This is a genomic window from Priestia sp. JNUCC 25 (genome assembly GCF_053667915.1).
Genome location: NZ_JBSJYE010000004.1, coordinates 14,233 through 34,072, shown reverse-complemented (window position 1 = coordinate 34,072; position 19,840 = coordinate 14,233). Strand labels below are relative to the sequence as shown.

The following is a 19,840-nucleotide window of genomic DNA, read 5'->3' as shown; positions in this document are numbered from 1 at the left end:
GTTTAATTAATGTTTATCAAAATTAAGCCATGAAAAATTCTAACGTTTTGTTCCACGAATCTAATTGACCATGTGAATTTCCCTTTAATGTACCGCCACAAGTGAAAGATCCTTTACCCATTTTGACATTTAATGTCTCACTTAAAGGAATAACATAAGGTATGGGTAATGAATGACCTAGTTCTTCATAGTCTAAAAGAGTGTAATTGTACTTGTAGTTATTTTTTTTCAGATTGTCCATTATTTCAAGACATGCTTCATAAGTATTCCATACATTATCTTTCTGACCTGCAATTAGCAATAAATCTGCATGAGCATTTTCTATTTTTATGCGGGCTTCTTCTTTTCTTTTCTCTCTCTCTACACTCTTCTTATATGTAGTAGTAAATCCAAAAGGGATATTCATTTCTAAACACTGACGTTGATGCTCATAAAATATATCATTATCAACAGGTATAAAAGGTAACGACTTTCCTTTGTAAGACCATGAGGAAACATTCGCTCCACTCATAAGACCATTTAATGCTTGAAAACAATACACATGTGGGGCAGAGACTGCCACTTTAGAAATAATATTGTATTTTGAAGCTAAAAGTAACGCCAATTCTCCACCTTTAGAAGTGCCATGTATATATATCTTGTCATCATATGTTATTGGATTTTCTTTAATCCAAGCAAATACTTGTTCAAAGTATTCCAAGGGAATTTCTTCAAGCTTTTCTGGTAATCCATCTTCATTAAAATATCCCACAACTAAAACATTGAAGCCTCTCGATGCCAGAGGTCCTGCTAAAAATGAAAGCCCACTCCGCGATCCATCAGATCCACCTAATAGAATAATCGTCTTTCCAAGCGACTTTTCAGAGTAAAATAACTCTCCTTTAAATTCTTCAGTAATTTCCTGTCTTTTCACTTTAGGTAACTTGAACATACGCTCAATCTTTACACACTTTTTCTCATCTTTATATTCACATACAAAATCTATAAATATGCTATTATCTATTGAAAGATTAGAAGCAATGCTTTCTCCCCCACTACTAACCTTTTTTAAAGATGCAATAAGCCCCATACTATCTATGTAGTCATATGTGCCACAATTAGGCTTCTGCTTTGATAAATCAACTTGTCCTTTAGAATCTGCAGCAAACCAAGCAAATGATTCATATTTTTCACCCGTTGCCCATGGAAAATGCATGGAGGCAGTAATCTTTACTTTCTCTCCTGGTAATAGCTCCGTGATAGTAATGTCAATCTTCTCGTCCACAAGGGCAACAGTGGGTTTTATATGTATATTCATAGTATTAGGCCTCCATAATTTTATAAAAAATAAATATAAGGTTACATATCCAAATTTTCGTTATTCGGAAATATTTCTTTTCGAGACAAAATGATTTAAAGCCCGAATTTGTGCCTCTTGAAAGCCTTTTTGATCTTCAAATTTATAGTTCACATTTTCTTCAAAACCTATTTGTTCTTCGTTTTTTCCACTATCTAATTTTTTCAATAAACGCCACAGTGTCTCTAAATCATCGCTTGTAAAGTTATTAAAAATATCGCTCATCAATGTTACTACTTTTTCTCCACACTCTACCATAATCTGCTTGCCCAATTCCGTAATCTTGACGTTAATTGCGCGCTTATCTCGTTTACTGGCACCTGTGATAAGGTACCCTTTCTTCTCAAGGTTTGTTATTAGGGTTTGTGCACTTTGTTTACTGGTTCCTAACTCTCTAGATATATTAATAAGTGTTGTATTATCTTCTGGCAAGTGCGCTACGGCCAACATAGTCATGTATTGTCGTGATGTTAATTTTTCAAAATAACTATCCCCTTGTGCTTGTAACTTATTGGTGACTGAAAAAAAAGTGGCATAATTCTGTTGCATTAGATGAAGCTCTCTAAGAGCTTTAGAGTAGTCCATAAAAAATTCCTTTCCTTGTTTATTGTCAACATACTGACAATAAACAGAATAACAACTTACCTTAAAAATGTCAATATACTGACTAATTCAAAGGATAGTCTCTGATTATTTCCGAGAAACGACATTATGGTAACTAACCTCGTAAAGAATATACAATTAAAATTCAAAAAATAACCATTATACTTCCAGATAATTCTGTCGGCTTATGGTATTATTTATGTAACAAAAGTTATTGAAGAGGTGTTTATAATTAATAGTTTGGAGTATGAAACATAACAACGCTGCTTATACATTCGAGCGCCTCCCTGTAATAGTTAAGAAAATATAAATCTTAAAAAACTATTATGGAGGGTTTTAGAATGAAAAAGGATAAAAAATTTCTAGATCTTATAAAGAATATCAATAACGACTTTATTGGCTGGGATTTTGCTTATATTACTCGCACTGGCCGTATGGATAATGAAATGCTTACCTGGTCGTACGGAAGTCAAGCTATACAATTTATGCAAAATGCTAAGAGTGCATTAGATATGGGAACAGGAGGTGGAGAATTCCTATCCATGTTACAGCCTTTTCCTGATACCATGTATGCTACTGAAGGCTATATTCCTAATATCCCTATAGCAAAGAATCGATTAGAGCCACTTGGAGTGAAAGTTGTTCAGCGTTATGAGGACAATAAATTACCTTTCGAAAATGCTCAATTTGACTTAATTTTGAATCAACATGAATCTTTTTGTGCTGAAGAAGTAAGAAGAGTTCTATCAGAGGGAGGGACTTTTTTTACTCAACAAGTAGGAGGCTTAGATTGTTCTCGAATTAATGAATGTCTAGGTGTTCCTATCAACAAGCATTTTTCTAAGTGGAATTTAAATAGAGCATTAGATGAAATCATCAAAAGTGGTTTTAACATTGTATTTAGCAAAGAAGAATTTCCAGTTCAGAGGTTTTATGATGTTGGAGCACTAATTTATTATTTAAAAGCTATTCCTTGGCAGGTTCCTCATTTTAATACTGAAAAACATATGGATGGTTTATATAAAATACATCAAATTATACAATCTGAAGGATTTTTTGATGTAGAACAACATCGTTTTATCATTCAGGCAGAAACAAAATAAATGCTGTGACTAATATGTCAAAAGGATTCCTATTTAGGGATCCTTTTTTCTACCGATAATACCTGTTATGTTAACTAAGATTATATATGGTATACAGTACAGAGAAACCTCCTGAAAAAGTAACAGGAGGTTTCCGAACCATTACAAGGAGTTATAGATAGTTTTGAATAGTTTTGTAATCTAAGGAAGTTGCTTGTAGTGTATTTTTAAAAGTTGCAAGCATATTATCTTCAGAATGATATTCCTTTAAAGCATCTGTATCTTTTAAAATATTTCCTGTTAGAATGCATAATGCGGTCTCATCCTTATCAATCTTCTGCTGATCCACTAATTTTTTCAATCCGGCAACTGTAGCTGCAGAGGCTGGCTCACATCCAATCCCACTTCTATCTATAATAGCTTTTGCATTAAGAATTTCAGTGTCCGATACGGAAGCTGTAATTCCATTTGTTTCTTTTAGAGCATGTCTTGCCTTCTTCCAGCTTGGTGGATTTCCAATATTCAATGCAGAAGCCCTGGTTGTATGGAGATACATCAGGTATAAGTTCTTTCATTTTCTGATCTATCATTTGGTGAAACGGACTCGCCCCTTCTGCCTGTATAATTGCAATCCTCGGAAGTTTATCTATCAATCCAAGTGTAAATAAAACATGTAGTCCTTTACCTAATGCAGTTGCGTTACTTAAAGCTCCACCAGGTACAACAATCCAATCCGGTAAATTCCAATTTAGGTATTGAGCAATCTCATAGATAATGCTTTTTTGACCCTCTATTCTAAACGGATTAATTGAATTACAAACATATAAACCTAAATCTTCACTATATTTCTCTAAAAATTTAATCCCATCATCATACGTTCCAGGAATACTAAATACATGAGCGCCATATGCGATTGTTTGTAGTACCTTGTTCATCGATATATCCTTATTAGGCACAAAAATGTAAGAATCTGAATTTCCTATGGAAGCATACATAGCTAAGGATGAAGAGGTATTTCCAGTTGAAGTACAAGTGAATTTTTTATACCCGAGGAATTTTCCATGAGAAACAGCTACGGTCATTCCATTGTCTTTAAATGAGCCACTAGGATTTTCACTCTGTGCTTTTAAGTAGATTTTTCTCATACCGATATAATCTTGAATTAGTTGATGCGTATATAACCCTGTATTTCCTTCATATTTTGTCAAAATACATTCTTCAGGTAACTCAGGAAAGATTAATTCTTTATATCTCCATACGCCACTAGCATAAGGAGTCATACGTTCTGAGAGACGCTCATTAAATAAGCGTTTTAATCGGTCTGCATCGTGGTTATGAAAGTCCTGAACAATATCAAACAATCCACCACATTCACAGTGATAACTAAAATGAACATAAGAAATTGATTTACTACATTCAATGCATACTAATTTCATTTTTATAAGGGAAGTCTCTATTCCCTTCTCACCTCTTTATTAAGAAATATTCTTGAGTACTACATTTTATAGTTTTAGAATAAAGGAAGAGGTTTTATAAATCTAATATATATTTATTTAGTATTCATAACTTTTATTTATGATTAGGGGAGCGAAATATGAATCTTCATGCTTTAAGATTATTTTACACGGTAGCCGAAAAAAGAAGTGTAACCCGTGCTGCTGAAGAATTGAATATAAGTCAACCGGCAGTAACAGCTCAGATAAAAAAATTAGAGCAAGAAATTGATTTAACGTTAGTATCTCCTAAAGGGAGAGGGATTTTTTTAACTCCTGCTGGTGAACAACTTGCTAAGCACGCTAAAAGATTATTTTCTCTTGAAGGTGAGATTGAATCTTCTATTAAACAATACAGAGATGGTACAGCTGGAAAGCTACGTATTGTAGCAACATACCTCCCTGCGAACTTTTTACTGCCTAAATGGATTGGACTATACAAACAGCAATACCCCGACGTAGAGGTAGAATTAACAACTACTAATTCTAGTAAAGCAATTGACCATTTGACTAATTACCAAGCTGAAATCGCTTTGATAGGCGGTAGAAGGGAATTTCATTCATTAATCACTAGTGATGAACTATTTGAAGATCAAATGTTGTTTATCGTACATAAAAACCATAAATTAGCCGGAAAGAAAGTTGTATTATCTGAAATTGTAAGAGAATCTTTTGTATTTCGTGAGGAAGGCAGTTCTTCAAGAGAAAAATTATTTTCTCTCTGTAAGATCCATAACGTCAATAAGCCAATTATCGGATTACAAATTAATGGATTGAATGAAACAATCAGAACGGTGATTGCAGGATATGGAGTTACTTTTGTTTCCTCACTTGAAGTCAATGAGTATTTAGCTCAAGAGCAAGTAGCAATTGTCCATGTAGAAGAAGTTAATTTAAAAAATCCTATTTCGTTATGTACAAGAGAAAAAGATGAACTTTCTAACATTGCATTCAACTTTATTGATTCTATAAAAAATGACATCAATTAGAAGATTGAATGTTTAAGTGCCGATAATTCACATTAGATTAACTACAGGTGTATATCGTATACACCTGTAGTTAATCTAATATTCTAAGATACTGTATTTTATCCTTCCTAAAGCTTTACTATGTTATACTTATAATCTCATTTACATTTATGGTTAATAAATGATAATAGATCACATAATGGTAATCTTGGTTTACTGGTAGGAGTGTTATATGAAGTATGTAGAAGTTGTCACAGAAAGTAGAGTAAGAACTATCTCTTTAGTACTACTGCTTATCTTTATGAGCTTAGGATGGTATTTAAATAGTTCTTTTTGGTATAATGCAGTAATCTTTGTTGTTTCAATTGCATTTATCTTACATAGCCTAATTTATTATTTAACAAGAGGAAACAAAACAATAGGGATTACGGTAATAGTAGCAAGTATAGGTTTTGGTTTATTTAATCTATTGAGAGTTTTACTCTAGTATCATATTTTTATATTGCAAGAAATGAGGCCTTTTTGATGTTTAAAAAAATTCTAAAGTGTTACGATTACAAATTTATTGTAGCTTTAGTCATTCTAAGCCTGATTGGTTTAGTTATGGTTTACAGTGCTAGTATGGTAACGGCTGTTACCCGATATGGAGTAGAAGGTGATTATTTTTATCAAAAACAAAAACTTGCTCTGATAGCAGGGTTTTTCTTTTTTTGTATTACTGCTTTTATTCCTTATAAAATTTATCAAGAAAAAAAAGTATTAAAAATCTTATTAGGAACAGTGATTACACTTTTAGCTCTGGTACTTGTATTTGGACATACGGCAGGAAATGCACAAAGTTGGCTTGTACTCGGTCCAATTAGAATACAACCATTGGAATTAACCAAACTTACGATTATTGTATATTTAGCAGCTGTCTTTGCAAATAAGCAAGAGTATATCAATGATTTAAAGCGTTCTATTATTCCACCTATTGTCATCGTATTTTTTATTTGTTTCTTAATTGCGATGCAGCCTGACTATGGTGGGATTCTTCTTATTTTAGGAATCGTTGCAGCTATTGTTCTATGTTCTGGTATTTCTAAAAAATCCATGTTTAAGATTGCTCTATTAGGCGTGGTGGGAGTATTGGTTATGTTGCTCGTTTTATTAGTAACGGGGCACATTGCTACGGTATTTTCTCCTGTCCGTTTAGCTCGTTTTACAGGGTTTTTACATCCTTTTGAAAATCAACAGGGTGACGGATATCAACTTGTTAATTCTTACTTGGCTATAGGAACTGGCGGACTACAAGGTCAAGGCCTGGGGCAAGGTGTTCAAAAAGCTGGCTATCTTCCTGAATCTCATACAGATTTTATTATGGCTGTTATTGCCGAAGAGTTAGGTTTTTGGGGAGTACTTATTGTCTTAGGACTGTTACTTTTTATTATTGTAAAAGGTCTAATCATAGCCAAAAAATGTAAAGAACCTTTTGGAGCACTGTTAGCTATAGGTATTTCAGTTATGGTTGGTGTTCAAGTGTTTGTTAATCTTGGAGCAGTGACCGGTATCTTGCCTATTACAGGTGTAACCTTACCTTTTGTGAGTTATGGTGGATCCTCCCTTACATTATTAATGTTAGCTATGGGAGTACTAACAAACATTTCTATGTTAAATAAGTTCCAAGAGAAATATAAAAATGAGTCAGTTAAACAAAATAAGTTAAAGAGCGTTTAAGTTCAGTAATAATGGCATCTTACCTAATAAGATGCCATTATTTATTTCCGATAAAATGTTTTATGTTAACTACAAGGCGAAAAAGCCATCTTTAGGAAAGATAGCTTTTTCTACTGATAAATATTAGGTTGTAAGTGGAGTCCTGAAAGACTTCTCAAGTAGTTTACTCAAAGGTTACACCAGTTATGCAATCTTTACATAGCAATTTCGCACTATCCTATTGCATAAGTGAAAGTTTTAAAAAATGTATCTATATTTTCATTTTACGAAACAGATACGGAAAAGTATGAAGATCTTTATTAAAAACTCTCAAATAAGAGAGTTTTTTTATTTTTTGTATAAAAAACACAACTTTTTTTGAAAAACTCTCGTCTAAGTAAAGAATATTGGATAAAAGGATGGTCAGGATATTGGAAAATACAAAAAAAGAAGAAATCGAGCGTTGGTATGACGACCATAGCGACGCCATATTAAAATTTATTTTAATGCTGGTGAAAGATTATCAGCAAGCTGAAGATTTAACGCATGAAACCTTCGTGAAAGCTTACCTTTCTTACGATTCCTTTCAGCAAAACTCCAGTGAAAAGACGTGGTTGTTCCGCATTGCGCATAATGTCACCATTGATTATTTTAGAAAACAGAAACCATTAAGTCTTCTAAAAGATTTTATTCTGTCGAAAACAAACCCTGATCGTTTACCTCAAGAGATGATTGAGCTTAAAGAAACATCTCTAGAGCTGTATCAAGCGTTAGAAAAGCTGAAAGACGGACACAGAAAGGTTATTTTACTGCGAAAAGTTCAAGGTTTTTCTGTTAGGGATACGGCTACCATTTTAGGGTGGTCTGAAAGCAAAGTAAGGTCTACACAGTTCAGGGCAATTCCTGCTTTAAGAAAGCAGTTAGTAAAGGACGGGTATATATATGAAGAAACGGTTTAATTCTTTTAAGGATGATAGTTCACTAGAAAAATTGAATGAGGAGTTGGTCTGGAAATCAAACCGAAAACAAAAACAGAAGCAGCGACTTTTAGAAGCCATCGACCAATTAGAACAATCAGAATCAGTAAAACCTGAAAAAGATATATTTTTTAAGAAACAAAATCGTCCTCTAAGAAATGTTGTGTACTGTGGTATTGCACTTGTTATTTTGAGTGGTGCATTCATTAGTTCAGCATTTGTTTCTCCAGCAATGGCTCAAGTGGCTGCTAAAATACCTTATTTGGGTCAGATTTTTAAAAGAGAGTCTGTAGGTACTGAAATTATTAATACGTTAAGAGAAAAGGGTTATAAAATTGACCTTCTAGGACAGACCTATTATGGAGGCAGGAAACAGATTGAGGTGCATGTGGGTGGCTCAGAGAAATATTTCAAAGACGTTAAAGAAGATATATATAAGATTACAAAGGATATCTTAACAGCACGCAAATACGATACGTATAAAGTTAAAGTTACAAGGTATGATGTTTCTCAAGACAAGTATAAACCTGATCCTCGCCAAGAAAAATACGACAAAATAAACCAAGAGATTGGTGTTGAATTAAAAAACCACAATTACCACGTGTTAGATGCTGGTATAGCAGGATTTGACTCGGACGCCAGAGTAGCTCTAGAAGTACTTGATACTGAGAAGCATATTGAAGATATTAAACAAGTGATTAGCGATGTTCTTGTTAAAAATAACGAAGGAAAAACACCTATAAAGGTATATAAAATTAACTTAAAAAAGCAAGAACAAAACGGGCGATGGGGAAACATTATTAGTGACGTTGGAGAAGATTTATTAGGGAAAGAAAAATATCATGTGAAGATGGTTGGTTATTCCGTTCATCCTAAGCCACAAGTAGTGATCTATACTTCATTAAGCAATTCTGAAGAGAATAAACAGTTTGCCAATGAACTCGAAGGAATTATTGATGAATTCCTTCAAACAGATGACATGAAGGCTAAAATAAAAGGTGATCCGTATAAAATCATTATTTACGCTAAAGGAAAGAAAAAACTCAATTAAATAGACGGGTTCCTCCCCTGAGGATTAGGCTCACTATTTCTCAGGGTACTTCTTTTTTAGTTTATATCAAACGGAATACGGGCTATAACCTTACTATGTATGAGTAAATTTTTCTCAGAAATAGAAAACTATTTTGTTTTTGAAGCGTCTAATTAACAGTATCAACAAATCTATATAGAAATGGTGTTTTACAGATGGAACGTAAGAAATCAGAAAGCTTTAATTATGGGCTTGCTTTCACCCTTTTGTTATTTTTTATTATTAGTTGTGTCGCTATTTTTAATGCCCAGCAAACAGGCCAGTACACAACAAACTTCGTCGTTAAACAAGTGGAATGGTACATTGTAGGCGGAGTCATTATCTTCATGATGATGAGACCTGATGAAGACCAACTGAATCGGATCACGTGGTTTTTCTACGGTTTTACTATTTTTGTTCTTATTTTGCTAATTATTTCGCCCACAAGTATTGCTCCTCTCAAAAACAATGCGAAAAGTTGGTTTGTGCTCCCTGGAATTGGTTCAATACAACCATCCGAGTTCATGAAAATCTCCTTAATATTAGCGTTTAGTAAAGTAATTCAACAACACAACGAAAAATTTAGAGTTAGAGATGTCAGCAGTGATTTGCTGCTCATTGGAAAACTGGGTGCAACTCTTTCTATCCCGATACTTTTAATTATGCAACAACCCGATTTAGGAACAGCACTCGTAATGATTTTCTTGTTTTTTATGATGTTATTTATTTCAGGTGTCACGTGGAAGCTCATTCTTCCTATCTTTGCGTCTATGGGAGTAGTCGCTTCTATCATTTTATACATGGTACTGAATCATGCGGCAATCTTAGAAAAATACCTTCATTTACACCCCTACCAGTTCGATCGTATTTATGCGTGGTTTGACCCAGAATCATATGCTGGAAGTCTTTCCTACAACTACTTGCAGGTTGTAAAGGCAATTGGTTCGGGTTCTATATCAGGGCGAGATACCTCACATTATGCTGTGTATGTTCCGGAAAAGCATTCAGATTTCATTTTTAGTGCAATTGGAGAGAACTATGGATTCGTGGGAACAAGTTTGGTTCTCCTTTTGTTTATGGTATTAATTTATCAAATTATAACGGTAGCCTTTCATACAAAAGATAAATATTCTACGTACATTTGTACAGGAATTATATCGGTTATTTTCTTCCATGTTCTTGAGAACGTAGGAATGTGTATAGGTCTTCTACCTATTACAGGCATCCCTTTACCTTTTATAAGCTATGGGGGAAGTTCTCTTATGAGTAGCATGTGTTTAATGGGACTCGTTTTAAATATTAGTTTTAGATCAAATGTATATATTTTCGATCAAAGTGAGAGGTAACTAGAAATGAATCAAGAAGTGAAAAGTAATGAACCAAATATGACGTCTCAAACACGTCTGCATATATTAAAATATATTTTATTTGTCTCTTTTGGGCTCCTGTACATTGGCTTTGTTATGTGGTGTTTGTAGCCTATTAGCCTAATTGAACTATTTTAAGGAAAATAAATTAAAAAAGTAAGTTCGATTTATAATCTCATAATTAATTAAACAAAAAAGAAACCTTTGCTTATATTAGCAAAGGTTTTTCAAATTTATTGGAATAGGGGGAATACGTTATTAGTCTGGCCAGATTTGTAGATTCATATACATATAACTTTGAAAATTTTGGTTTTTGCACTATTCAAATCTACATTTAATATAAGGAATACTGTAAGTACTAAAAAAGCTTTAAAATTCTTTTCTATAAAGCTCCTCTAAATATATATTTACTTATCAAATCTACGTTTATTATATGTGATAACCGTAATAGCAAGTGATACAATTACCCAAACAAGTAGGATTAATAAGCTTTTACCTGTATCACCAGAATTATTGCTTTGACTTATATTCATAGCAATTTGATTAAATTGTTCACTAGGTAGGAAATCAACAATCTTTGCAAAGATTTTGTTATCAATAGTTTCCTTTAAAACAGACCCCATGCCTAATAAAGTTAGAATCGGCATGCCTATAATGGTGGTTTCCATAACCGTTCTAGAAAGAAGACCTAACAATGTTCCAATGGCGATGTAAATAATTAAACACAGTAGAATACTTAGAGAAAATAGAGGTAAAGAAGGTACTTTAAAGCCAGTTAGAAATATAGATGCAACAATGACAACTAAGGTTACAATTGCTGATAAAGCACTTTTTCCTATTAAGATTTCAAGGGTAGTGGCTGGCGATAGAAGAAGGCCCCTTAAAGTACTTTTCTCTTTTTCTTCAGCCACCATAGCAGCCTGAACAAAACAGCCACAAATAACTAAAGCTAAATTAATTGGAAATACAAAAGAATAGGTACTTTTAACGTCCATGTTTCCCAACCAGACCGCAAATAGCAAAGGAAAAGCTAAGGTAAACAGGATATAGGAATTCTTTAATAAATCGTACCAATCTTTTAACAATATTGCGCTTACTCTCCTTAATGAAAAAGTCATTATAATTCACTCCCTGTTAATTGAACAAATATATCGCCTAAAGTGGGTTCATTTGAATGTATAGAAAGCAATTGGCCATTCTTCATATAATCACTGATTTGCTTTGCACCCTGTTCATCATTTTTAACTGTAATCGAATTACCATCTCCAACAATAAGTGAAATAGATTTTCGGCTAAACTTTAAACGTAAGTTCTTTGGAGTATCTAATAATTTAATTTCACCTTGATGCAGAAATGCGACTCTATCACATAGCTCTTCAGCTTCGATCATATCGTGGGTAGTTAAAAAAATGGTGGTTCCTTGTTCGTTTAATTTCCTTAGCCCTTTGTAAATATGTTTTGTGTTTACCGGATCAAGTGCAGAAGTAGGTTCATCTAAAAATAAGATTTTAGGTTTGTGCAGGAAAGCCCTCGCTAGGACAACACGTTGTCTCATACCCTTAGACAACTTTTGAACAATTGTTTTTTTATCACTAAGAAGATTTACATCTTCTAATACCTCATCAATACGAGACGCGCTTACTTCATATAATTTACAATATAAAAGAAGGTTTTGGTAAACAGAAAGCCTTTCATAAAGCGTACTATTATCAGTCAGTATGCCTATCTTCTTTAAGTAGTGTTTTGTTGTTTTCTTTTGTAAGGACTCGTCAAAAATAGTGACTTCACCTTTTGTATGTATAAGTTGGGAGGTTAATATCTTTATAGTAGTGGTTTTTCCTGAACCACTGGGCCCTAAAAAACCAAATGTTTCACCTTTTTTTACTTCGAATGTGACATCTTTCAATACGACCTTATCGCCAAATGCTTTTGTTAAATTCTTAACTTCTATTACATTGTTCATATCTACATCCCCTTCTTGCGAATTTTAATTAGTTATACTTTCTAACTTAAGTTTACGTGGGACATAAAGCCAATCGCATTAAATTCAGCATGAAAGGAGTAAATATACAGATAAAATCACTCATTTGACCGTTGTTTGAAGCAAATTTTACCTCATTAAGAACTAGAAATACATAAAAAATTCAATTTTAACACCTTAAAGGCCAATAATTTCTTTTAATTCACCTAACTTACCTTTGGATAAAGGTATTGAAGTTTTCTTAGCATCATCAAGAATTAAGCTATAACTATTTCTTGTCCATGTAATAACTTCCCTTACTCTTTGTAAATTAACAATATACGAACGATGAGATCTAAAAAAACCAAATGGCTGAAGCCTATTAAACAATTCGTTTAGAGTGTATGAACAAGGAAATACCTCTCCATTAACATGTAGGTTGGAGATGCCCTCATTACTTTCTATAAATGAAATCTCAGTAGGGTCAAATAAAATAAGTTTATCATTTACTTTTGCAGGGATTTTTTCAAAATGAATTTGCGTACTTACTGGGGAAATTTCTTGTGCTTTCATCTCTTCTTGAAGAGAATCTGCTACTTCAATTCTTTTTAAGCCTTCTTTATCTAGAGAGTAAACAACATCTGTTAATAAAATAGCATTTTCAAAGTAATTTGTTGTAATTAACACACTCTTATTTTGTTTTACCCAGTCTGTAATAACTTGTTGAATGATTAATTGGCTTTCTATATCAAGATTATGGTTCAATTCTTCAAATATAATAAGATCAGGTTGGGGTAAAATAACCCTGGCTACTTGCAAACGTTTTTTCTCAGAAAAGTTTAGATTTTTAATCTTGGTTCTCCTTTTTTCAAACAACTCTATCATATGTAATAAAGCATCAACATCTGCTTGAACCTCATAGATTAGTTTGAAAAACTTTAAGTATTGATAAACGCTGAGCCGTTCATAAAACCTTTCCTCCAAAAAAGCTATTCCTATATTTTTAGAAAACTTTTTGTAATTATTATATAAAGGCTCACCTCGAAATAAAATCTCACCGTTTGGTAATGGATTTTCTCCAATAAACATTTTTATAAGGAATTGGCCCACTTCGTTATTGCATTTCAAGGCAACTATATCTCCTTTATCAATTTCCAGGTCAAAGTTAGAAAATAATACGTTATTGCCCTTGCTTTTTTTAAAATCTTTTATACTTAATAAACTCATAGGAAAGGCCCCTCACTCAATAAATTAGTCCATGATGTTGTTCATTTAAATAATAACATTTATAGGAAAAAGAGGTAGTTCTTAATTAAAGATCATTATTTAATTTCTTATAATAATTTTTCATACTTTCTTTAGGATAATTGATAAATTATAATATCCTGTCTTTTCTGTTTTAAATTGTAAGCGTTATCATATATACTAGAGTTAAGTTGGATAGCACGCGTGGCCAGTACAGAATGAAAAGAGCTTATCATATAAACATCAGTTGTTAATTTATATGTATAAGAGGTTGCTAGTTAGGCAATAATTAAGAATAAGAGCATGGACAAGGGGGTAAAACGATTGAGCGAACATAAACAGGGTTTCTCTACATTTATTAAAGAAGAGCGATTTGACCTACATTCGTACCTTACCTATCTATTTATTAATGAGTGCCAGGAAGATGCAGTAGATCAGTTAAAACAGGAACATGTAAATCAATAAATTTTGAACGTTGAAAGGATTACTAATGATGAATGAAAAAAAGTGTAGGTGACTTAATCTTTCTTAATAGAAGGAACAAGTCGCCTATTTGTATTTCGTCTAAACATTCCTGGTGCTTAAAAACGAATCTCTCTACTTCGTATAACTCCCTATTATATCTTCTTACCTTTAGATGAATTATTAAAAAGACAATAGTTAAATATAAATTATGAAATAATTTGTATTTAGTAAGCCTGTGTTAAAGTAATTATCAATCTAGTTAAATATTAAATTTATGTTATTTAAAAGAGTAAATATATAAACTAAATTATAAAAATAAAAGTTTTACTATTTACTCTAAACGACGACAAATACGCAGTTTTTCTACAAGATGTGTAATAACTAACACTAATTTCAATAAAATACGTTAGATATTACTTTTATTAATAATATTAATTTTAAATATATTTTTTTATATGGTAACGTTAATTTATAATCTAAAAGAAATAAGGTTTCATAATTTATCTACGTTGATAAAAATAGAACGACATATTTTTATATTTGAAGAAAAAGAATTTTTAACTATAAGGTAATTAATGCCTCCTTTGAATCCAAGTTAGATACTGTATTGCTGGTTTTATTTTGGTATCAGTTACAATTAGGATTGTTAAAGATTAAAAAATAAAACACTCAATACATCAAATTATTATCTTCTATCGGACAGATAAATTAATGCATTGAGTGTTTATTTTAACTTTAATCCATACTTAGCCTCTAACTTAGAAGCAACATTTTTATACTATCTACATACTTTATTTAAATGTTTTCAGGTGTTCAGATACTTTTTCAAAATCTTTTTATACCGGTTTTGTTTTATATGCATATCCAGTTTAAACATTTAAGATCTTATATAAATATATACTTAAATGTTTATTTCTTATACCATAAGCAACTCCAACCATAGGTTGAGTTTACATGGTCTTTTTTGGATGTGATTAACTCCATCTTTTCACAAATGAAATGATGGTTAAAAGTCTCCCAAATTTCACTGCTAGATACCCCAAAGTTATGCTTAATAAATTCATTAACTTCAATAGATTGAGGGGCTCCCGATGTTTGACTAGAAAAACATCGCATCGTAAATAAACCTCCTGGTTTTAAAACTCGATTTATCTCGTTAGCAAAAGCCTCTCTTTGTTCAGGTCGCATACAGTGAAAGCAACCACGATCTGTAATTACATCTATACTGTTATCTTTTAATGGCATATTCAAAACATCTGCAACTTTCCAATCAACGTCAACTCCATAAAAATTCGCTAATTGTTTAGCCTTTTCTATGGCATCCTTGGATATTTCTAGTCCAATAACATTACATCCTCTTAAAGCCATAAATACTGATTCAGTTCCAACTCCACAGCCAATATCTAATACTTGAGAACCTTTAGGAATTACTTCTTCTTCAACCATCTTAACTAATTCTGGAGAAGCGGTACCAACTGTCCATTCGTATTCTGACGGCTTAAATTTTGAATATTTCTCTTGATAATAAGTACTAATTTGCTCAGAGTTAATTTTTTGAGTATTCATAATCATATTCTTCCTTTTCTAATAATTTTTATTTGGATTCATTTTACTTAATATAATGTAGGGAATAATACTTTCTTACAAGTTGAAGGAGATTATATGACTTACCTACTCATTTAACTTTTTCTTTTTTGCCTCCATAAAAAACATTTTATTAAAGCCCATTTTTACTTCTTTCATAAAATCTTTTTCTATATCTTCTCTTGGTATCATCTCAATTTCTTTAAAACCGTAACATTTTAGCTGTGCTTTTAATTCAGTAGGCGAAAATAGCCCTCTCCACGGTTCTCCTATTTCTTCAAGAAATTTTAAATTTTTTTCTACATATATGTTGGCTGGTTTTCCATCTTTTAAATATGAATCTTTATTTAAAAAATCACATACAAAGGTAATACTTTCTAAATTTCTAGAAAAATACTCGAGAACTTCATAAACATGTTGAGGAGTAAAATAATAAGTAGCTCCTTCCCAGATAATAAGGGTATTAAGTTTAGTATCAAGGCCTTCCTTTTCTAATAAACTTATTAAATTAGTAAGTTCATCTGTTAAATCGAAAGGAATAAAGTCGTAAAATGATGTGTCTATTTCTGCCTTTTCTATAACCTCTTTACAAAATTCTTGTGAATAAGGATGGTCTATGCTAAATACCTTCTTTTCTTCCCATCCAGCGATATCTAATACACTCAAATCTAAGCCTGCACTCAAGATAATTAATTGCTCAAAATTATCTTTTTGCTTCTTTAAGAGGTCTCTGAAATATAAGCTTCTTAGAACAACGCTTCTAGAGAACATATTGTTAGAACCATTATCTAATATCTCTCTTCCTTTTATAGCGTTAGGTAGATTTAATAAAAGGCGGGAAGAATAATTGTCTCTTAATTCTTCGGAATATTGAGAACGTATAGCGCATACTGCTTCCATAGTTATACTTTGTGTTTTTAGTGTCATGTATGTTTTTCTCCTTATTTTTGCACTTATTTAAGATTTATTATTTATTTTTTACCATTCTAGCTCTAGAGTGCCACTCATTTTCGTTTAAAAGATATATTCCAAATATAGCTTTTTGATCACAAAACCTACACTTTGCAAAGAAATTAATTCGGTTTACATGAGGGGTTTTAAAATGGCTAATACCATCCTTTACATGTTTTGAACAAATACATAACATTACAATACTTCTCCTAGTAATAATTAATCTTATAGTGATACCTTATTAATTTTTAGTAAGCATACTTACATTGATCATTTGAGAAATATATTTAGCTTCTCTGCTATTAAATTTGGGTATTCAACATGGACATAATGACTACCAACTGCTAGTTCGACAAGTTGGGAATTTTGTATTTTTTTTGCTAAGTTTCTAGAATGTCTAGGTGATATAATAATGTCATTTTTGCTCGTTATTATTATCACCTTATTTTTGATTAAGTGAGATAGGTTTCTTAGATTATAATTACTGGTATTCATAAAATCAGTATGTTTTTCATTCATCCTAATTTTATATAGTTCGTCTAAAATTAAATGAACTTTTTCTGGCGGTATATTAGGAGATAAGCCGTTCCTTTGTATTTTCATATCCCAAGAATTCTTCCTTGCTTGCATCAAGAAATCAGGATGCAAGTTAATGTAGTCGGAACTACATATTAAAGCTATTTTATTTACAAGACGTGGATAATTAATTGTGAAATTTAAAGCTATAAGTCCTCCTAAAGAATGTCCTATTAGATTAAATTTATTAATTTTCAACTTTCTGCTTAAATAGAGAATAAATTCATTAACACAGCTTATATCCTCTAATACCAAACCTTCCGATATTCCATGTCCTGGTAAATCTACTGTTATAATAGGAATATCGCTTCTCAGTTTTTTTATTAAAGGATACCAGTGAACACTACTGCCTCCAGCACCGTGAATTAATAAGGAAACATTTTCTGTAGAAAGATTATTAAAGTTAATAGTTTCGTAATAAATATTAACACCACTAAATTTTATATATGGCATTTAAGTTCTCCTTTATTAAAAACTATTAGATTGATTTTGTGCTAAGTTGTTCTAATTTACTTTTTATAGATTTCATTTGTACTTTCGTATTCTCATTAAGGAATGTTTCCATTTCTTCCTCACTTAAAGGGCATTTTGAATCCACTTGGAACTTCTGAACCCAAGTCATTTCTACCTCGTTATCTGAAATAATATTATATGTCCAATGGATATGCATGAACTTAAAAGGAAACTTAGGATCCAACCGTTCTGCAGTTGCTTCTTTATTTTCTTTATCAATAATACGTCGTGAAATCCATGTTCTGGAGGGCTTATTTTTTTCAGGAAATGTAGAAAGCTGAAATAGTATCTCATTCTTTTCTCTTTTTAATACTTTTGATTCTTGATACTCAGTAAATAAGTTGGTCCAGTTGTTAATATCATTTGTCTTATCAAATACTGTATCAAAATCTTGTTTAATATGAATTGAGTTCTTAGTATACCCCATACTTACATTCCTCTCTTAATCAAAAATTCCAACCGCCCTAATCCAACTAGCATCTGCCCCACTTAATCGTAATGGAAAACAGGAGACTATAAAATCACTCTCAGGCAATTGTTCTAGATTAGTCAATCTTTCTATTTGAATATATTCTTTTTCTCTCCCATAGAAGTGACAAGGCCATAAAGCATTTGTATTATGTGTTTTCCAAAACTCCTGTAACATAATTCCAAAGGGCTTATCAAATCCATAAGTATCAATACCTATAACTTTAATACCTTTACTAATTAACCATTCAACTGCATCTCTTCCCATTCCGGGAGCGTGTGTAAAGTATTCTCTAGTTCCCCAAAGTTTATCTACTCCAGTCCATATAAGAACTATGTCATACGGGTTTAATTGATAATTTATTTGTTGGAGATAACATTCTATATCATTTTTAGTAATAGTTTCTCCCGGTTTTTTATTAGTCATATCTATTTTGACTGCTGGACGATAAAACCAATCTAATGGTAATTGATCCACTGATTTTGCTATTTCTCCTTCACAAGTAGAACCATAGTGAATAGGTGCATCAAGATGTGTTCCCATGTGAGTTGGCATCGTAACCGTATCTAAAGCTAGAAATTCTTGATTTGGAAAATCAGTATGTTTTATCTTTCCATGCCCTAATAGGTGTTTAATAAGTTGGAAAATTCTAATTTTTAATGGTGAATTTTTATTCCAAGCGACTTTTCTACAAAACTGTTTTGCACCTTTTTTATGAGATAGTCTTTTTAATTCTACTTTCATTGGTTCGGATAAGGAATTTTCTATTTTTACACTTAAATCAATTATTTTGACCAATTTATTCCCCTTCTTTTTGAGAAATAATTTCTAGTGCTTTTTCGAAGGCCAATGTAACGTTAGATATACCTACTGCTGGTAAAGCTAATAAAATTGCCCCTAATACTTCTTCTTTAGTAGCTCCTGCTTCAAGTGCACGAATAACATGGGTATTGATTCCTCGTATCCCCCTATTGGTAGTAAATATTCCTATTAATATAAGTTCTTTTGTTTTTAAATCAATTTTTGAATACTCTGTAACAGAATTAGTTAAATTAAAAAAGCTTCTTGAAACTTCTGGAGCTTCAGCCATGATGTTTTTCATTAATACCTCTCCTTTATAAATTTCTGTGCCCTTCACGTGCCGTAGGTGCTAAAGGGGCTGTTGCAAACACTACTTCAATATCCTCTTCTCCTATATTTTCAATTGAATGGATGGTACCTTGAGGAATAATTAAGGCATCTCCAGCTTTAAAATTTAGTTGATCTAAATTTCTTAAAATAAGTTTACCGGTACCTTTTTGTACGTAAAAACACTCCTCCCCATAATCATGGAGGTGTTCTTTAACAATTTCTCCAGGTGGAATTGTAGCCACACCCATAATTAATTGAGTAGATTTCACTGTTCTAGGCGACAATAAGACTCTCACTTCCCCACCTTTGTCTGTTAGTGGAGTTATGTCACTTTCATGTACTTTATAATTCATGAG

At 32.1% G+C, this 19,840-nt stretch carries 20 protein-coding genes and 1 pseudogene; 8 read left to right on the top strand and 13 right to left on the bottom strand.

Annotated elements, in window-relative coordinates:
* Positions 1 to 22: 22 nt before the first annotated feature.
* Together JNUCC25_RS27680 and JNUCC25_RS27675 are read right to left on the bottom strand one after the other, a co-directional pair.
* Positions 23 to 1,297, bottom strand: a complete 1,275-nt coding sequence (locus JNUCC25_RS27680; RefSeq protein WP_454223394.1) for an acyl-CoA thioester hydrolase/BAAT C-terminal domain-containing protein — start codon at positions 1,295 to 1,297, stop codon at positions 23 to 25.
* A 60-nt stretch (positions 1,298 to 1,357) separates the two neighbouring features.
* A complete protein-coding gene (locus tag JNUCC25_RS27675; RefSeq protein ID WP_057242754.1) occupies positions 1,358 to 1,921 on the bottom strand; it encodes a MarR family winged helix-turn-helix transcriptional regulator in 564 nt (187 codons plus the stop codon).
* 359 nt (positions 1,922 to 2,280) lie between these two features.
* Here JNUCC25_RS27675 and JNUCC25_RS27670 point away from each other — a divergent pair, with 359 nt between their 5' ends.
* Positions 2,281 to 3,042 (top strand): methyltransferase domain-containing protein, encoded by a 762-nt coding sequence (locus tag JNUCC25_RS27670; RefSeq protein ID WP_454223393.1) that lies wholly within the window; start codon positions 2,281 to 2,283, stop codon positions 3,040 to 3,042.
* 151 nt (positions 3,043 to 3,193) lie between these two features.
* On the opposite strand, the pseudogene thrC reads toward JNUCC25_RS27670, so the two are convergent.
* A pseudogene (gene thrC, locus JNUCC25_RS27665) lies at positions 3,194 to 4,457 on the bottom strand (threonine synthase).
* A 158-nt stretch (positions 4,458 to 4,615) separates the two neighbouring features.
* Between thrC and JNUCC25_RS27660 the strand changes: the two are divergent.
* From JNUCC25_RS27660 to JNUCC25_RS27635, 6 genes are all read left to right on the top strand, one after another.
* A complete protein-coding gene (locus JNUCC25_RS27660) occupies positions 4,616 to 5,503 on the top strand; it encodes a LysR family transcriptional regulator (RefSeq protein ID WP_454223428.1) in 888 nt (295 codons plus the stop codon).
* A gap of 211 nt (positions 5,504 to 5,714) precedes the next feature.
* Positions 5,715 to 5,969 (top strand): hypothetical protein, encoded by a 255-nt coding sequence (locus JNUCC25_RS27655; RefSeq protein ID WP_454223427.1) that lies wholly within the window; start codon positions 5,715 to 5,717, stop codon positions 5,967 to 5,969.
* 38 nt (positions 5,970 to 6,007) lie between these two features.
* Positions 6,008 to 7,198, top strand: a complete 1,191-nt coding sequence (locus tag JNUCC25_RS27650) for an FtsW/RodA/SpoVE family cell cycle protein (RefSeq protein ID WP_454223426.1) — start codon at positions 6,008 to 6,010, stop codon at positions 7,196 to 7,198.
* 410 nt (positions 7,199 to 7,608) lie between these two features.
* Complete coding sequence (locus JNUCC25_RS27645; RefSeq protein WP_454223425.1) at positions 7,609 to 8,136, top strand: RNA polymerase sigma factor; 528 nt, start codon at positions 7,609 to 7,611, stop codon at positions 8,134 to 8,136.
* Positions 8,120 to 9,205: a DUF4030 domain-containing protein gene (locus tag JNUCC25_RS27640; RefSeq protein WP_454223424.1), complete on the top strand. Its 1,086-nt coding sequence runs from the start codon at positions 8,120 to 8,122 to the stop codon at positions 9,203 to 9,205. Before JNUCC25_RS27645 ends, JNUCC25_RS27640 begins: the two co-directional genes overlap by 17 nt.
* A 194-nt stretch (positions 9,206 to 9,399) precedes the next feature.
* Positions 9,400 to 10,569 (top strand): FtsW/RodA/SpoVE family cell cycle protein, encoded by a 1,170-nt coding sequence (locus tag JNUCC25_RS27635; RefSeq protein ID WP_454223423.1) that lies wholly within the window; start codon positions 9,400 to 9,402, stop codon positions 10,567 to 10,569.
* A gap of 428 nt (positions 10,570 to 10,997) precedes the next feature.
* Here the strand turns inward: JNUCC25_RS27635 and JNUCC25_RS27630 are convergent, their stop codons facing one another.
* The 3 genes from JNUCC25_RS27630 to JNUCC25_RS27620 all read right to left on the bottom strand — a co-directional run bounded on the left by JNUCC25_RS27630 (position 10,998) and on the right by JNUCC25_RS27620 (position 13,777).
* Complete coding sequence (locus tag JNUCC25_RS27630; protein ID WP_454223422.1) at positions 10,998 to 11,708, bottom strand: ABC transporter permease; 711 nt, start codon at positions 11,706 to 11,708, stop codon at positions 10,998 to 11,000.
* Positions 11,708 to 12,553 (bottom strand): ABC transporter ATP-binding protein, encoded by an 846-nt coding sequence (locus tag JNUCC25_RS27625; RefSeq protein ID WP_454223421.1) that lies wholly within the window; start codon positions 12,551 to 12,553, stop codon positions 11,708 to 11,710. The genes JNUCC25_RS27630 and JNUCC25_RS27625 overlap by 1 nt, the downstream gene beginning before the upstream one ends.
* A 195-nt stretch (positions 12,554 to 12,748) precedes the next feature.
* Complete coding sequence (locus tag JNUCC25_RS27620) at positions 12,749 to 13,777, bottom strand: LytTR family transcriptional regulator DNA-binding domain-containing protein (protein ID WP_454223420.1); 1,029 nt, start codon at positions 13,775 to 13,777, stop codon at positions 12,749 to 12,751.
* Positions 13,778 to 14,119: 342 nt separating this feature from the next.
* Here JNUCC25_RS27620 and JNUCC25_RS27615 point away from each other — a divergent pair, with 342 nt between their 5' ends.
* On the top strand, positions 14,120 to 14,260 hold the full coding sequence (locus JNUCC25_RS27615) for a hypothetical protein (protein ID WP_167387338.1): 141 nt from the start codon (positions 14,120 to 14,122) through the stop codon (positions 14,258 to 14,260).
* Between the two features lie 909 nt (positions 14,261 to 15,169).
* On the opposite strand, the gene JNUCC25_RS27610 is transcribed toward JNUCC25_RS27615, so the two are convergent.
* From JNUCC25_RS27610 to JNUCC25_RS27580, 7 genes are all read right to left on the bottom strand, one after another.
* On the bottom strand, positions 15,170 to 15,826 hold the full coding sequence (locus JNUCC25_RS27610; RefSeq protein ID WP_189643549.1) for a class I SAM-dependent methyltransferase: 657 nt from the start codon (positions 15,824 to 15,826) through the stop codon (positions 15,170 to 15,172).
* Between the two features lie 105 nt (positions 15,827 to 15,931).
* A complete protein-coding gene (locus JNUCC25_RS27605; protein ID WP_454223419.1) occupies positions 15,932 to 16,771 on the bottom strand; it encodes a class I SAM-dependent methyltransferase in 840 nt (279 codons plus the stop codon).
* Between the two features lie 294 nt (positions 16,772 to 17,065).
* Positions 17,066 to 17,824: an alpha/beta fold hydrolase gene (locus tag JNUCC25_RS27600; protein ID WP_328254802.1), complete on the bottom strand. Its 759-nt coding sequence runs from the start codon at positions 17,822 to 17,824 to the stop codon at positions 17,066 to 17,068.
* 25 nt (positions 17,825 to 17,849) lie between these two features.
* On the bottom strand, positions 17,850 to 18,311 hold the full coding sequence (locus JNUCC25_RS27595) for an SRPBCC family protein (RefSeq protein WP_108674909.1): 462 nt from the start codon (positions 18,309 to 18,311) through the stop codon (positions 17,850 to 17,852).
* A gap of 15 nt (positions 18,312 to 18,326) precedes the next feature.
* Entirely contained in the window at positions 18,327 to 19,151 is an 825-nt protein-coding gene (locus tag JNUCC25_RS27590) for a cyclase family protein (RefSeq protein ID WP_108674908.1), read from the bottom strand.
* Between the two features lies 1 nt (position 19,152).
* Complete coding sequence (locus JNUCC25_RS27585; protein WP_328254803.1) at positions 19,153 to 19,455, bottom strand: carboxymuconolactone decarboxylase family protein; 303 nt, start codon at positions 19,453 to 19,455, stop codon at positions 19,153 to 19,155.
* Positions 19,456 to 19,468: 13 nt separating this feature from the next.
* A complete protein-coding gene (locus JNUCC25_RS27580) occupies positions 19,469 to 19,837 on the bottom strand; it encodes a cupin domain-containing protein (RefSeq protein WP_189643546.1) in 369 nt (122 codons plus the stop codon).
* Positions 19,838 to 19,840: the final 3 nt, after the last annotated feature.